The 1,681-nt window shown below is 74.5% G+C and carries 2 protein-coding genes; both read left to right on the top strand.

Annotated features, from left to right (window positions below; all coding sequences use genetic code 11):
* The coding region (locus HGA02_RS18620; protein ID WP_168680813.1) for an SURF1 family protein at positions 1–621 on the top strand (621 nt) is incomplete at its 5' end.
* A gap of 15 nt (positions 622–636) precedes the next feature.
* Entirely contained in the window at positions 637–1,434 is a 798-nt protein-coding gene (locus tag HGA02_RS18615; RefSeq protein ID WP_168680811.1) for an SDR family NAD(P)-dependent oxidoreductase, read from the top strand.
* The last annotated feature ends 247 nt before the right edge of the window (positions 1,435–1,681 follow it).

Genomic DNA, 1,681 nt, shown 5'->3' with positions numbered 1-1,681 from the left:
AGGAAGGTCGCCGTGACCGGCACGTACGACGCGTCCGGGCAGCTGCTCGTCCCGGGCCGCGCGCACGACGACGTCACCGGGTACCTCGTCCTCACGCCCCTGCACGTGCCCGGTGCGTCCGCCGACGGCGGCGACGCCGTGCTGCCCGTCGTGCGCGGCTGGGTGGGCTCGCCCGCCGACGCCGACGCGCCGCCCGCCGGCGTGGTCGACCTCGTCGGCTACCTCCAGGTCTCGGAGGCCGCGGGCAGCGGCGTGCGCGACGGCGAGACCGACGCGATCAGCTCGCCCGAGCTGCTCAACGTCTGGGGCGGGCCGATCTGGACCGGCTACCTCGTCGTCGCGTCGTCCGACCCGGCGCAGTCCCCGGACGTCGTGCTGCTCGACCCGCCACGCTCGCCCGGCGCCGGCCTGAACATCCAGAACCTCGCCTACGCCGCGCAGTGGTGGATCTTCGGCGGCTTCGCCGTCGCGCTGTGGTGGCGGCTCGTCCGCGACGAGGCCGCGGGGGACCGGCGACTGCCGGAGGACGAGGGCGAGCCCGAGCCCGAGCCGGTACCCGAGTCCGAGTCCGCGTCCGGGTCCGGGTCCGAGCCCGACGGCGGGCGGTCACCGGTCGCCTGACCTAGCGTCGGTCGCATGACCGTCCTCGACCTGAGCGGCCGGACCGCGCTCGTGACCGGTTCGACGCAGGGGATCGGCGCCGCGATCGCCGTGGGTCTCGCCCGCGCCGGTGCGCGCGTCGGCGTCAACGGACGCACGTCGGAGTCGGTCGACGACGCGATCGCCCGGCTGACCGAGCAGGTGCCCGACGCGGACGTCGTCGCGGCACCCGGCGACGTCACGACCGACGACGGCACCGCCGCCGTGCTCGAGCGCCTGCCCGACGTCGACGTGCTGGTCAACAACCTCGGCATCTTCGAGGCGCGGCCCGCGCTCGAGGTGTCCGACGACGAGTGGCGGCGGTATTTCGAGGTCAACGTCCTCACGGCCGTCCGGCTCACGCGTGCCTACCTGCCCGGCATGACGTCGCGCGGGTGGGGGCGCGTGCTCATGATCGCGAGCGACTCCGCGGTCGTGATCCCGGCCGAGATGATCCACTACGGCGTCTCGAAGACCGCGCTGCTCGGTGTCTCGCGCGGCTTCGCGAAGGAGGCTGCCGGGACAGGAGTCACGGTCAACTCCGTGATCGCCGGCCCGACGCACACCGGCGGTGTCGAGGACTTCGTCTACCAGCTCGTCGACCGGTCGCTGCCGTGGGACCAGGCGCAGCGCGAGTTCATGCGGCTCCACCGCCCGCAGTCGCTGCTCCAGCGGCTCATCGAGCCCGAGGAGATCGCGCACCTCGTCGTCTACCTGTCGTCGCCGCTCGCGTCCGCCACCACCGGGGCCGCGGTGCGTGTCGACGGCGGCTACGTCGACTCGATCCTGCCGTGACGCGCGGGTCCCGACGCACCGGTCCTGACGCACGGGGCCTGACGCACCGGGTCTGACGCACGGGTCCTGTCGCACCGGTCCTGAACCACCGGGTCCCGCGGTCCGTTCCTGACCCACGGGTCGTGACGGACGTCGGCGCGACCGCCCTGGTGCGGCTCACCCGGCAGCGCGGCGCGTGACGACCGGTGCCCGTTCGGGCAGCCGGGCGTGCCCCGAGCGGCGCGCCCGCGGTCTCGTCGGGCCCGTG

The organism is Cellulomonas septica (assembly GCF_012396155.1).
In the GTDB taxonomy this organism is placed as follows: Bacteria; Actinomycetota; Actinomycetes; order Actinomycetales; family Cellulomonadaceae; genus Cellulomonas; species Cellulomonas septica.
Note: the sequence above shows the minus strand (reverse complement) of the source record. Positions and strands in the feature narration are given on the sequence as shown.